This is a genomic window from Caldivirga sp. UBA161, assembly GCF_002506515.1.
Lineage (GTDB): Archaea > Thermoproteota > Thermoprotei > Thermoproteales > Thermocladiaceae > Caldivirga.
The window spans coordinates 8,001-8,391 of record NZ_DAXS01000043.1 but is presented as its reverse complement, the minus strand read 5'-3'; positions in this window follow the sequence as shown (position 1 = coordinate 8,391).

Below are 391 nucleotides of genomic sequence, written 5' to 3'. Positions count from 1 at the left end.
CCCAAAATACTTAATAATTTTTATATGATGTACTTAAAACCTTGCCTTTTAAGGTGGGATGGATTTTAAACTGCGTGTTCATTATTCTTTCTGGTGTGGGGACCATACCCAGTGCCTCCTTAAGGCTATGCACCATAATGGCGCCAAGGAGCAGGATAAAGCAAGGAAGCAGGAAACCCGCCTTAAGGAGGGGTAGCTCAATAATTNNTTGGCTATCTCACTCCGTAGACTACCCTGTAAACCATTAACTCATTAGTAGTATTGCTGGTGATAATGTAGTAGTAGGCGCCGAGTTTGAATATGAGTGCCTTAACGGTCATTCCAATTGGTAAATTATATAAGACTGCACCGTTTAGGTTAATTACCTGTAACAAGTTCAATCCCAGGAATT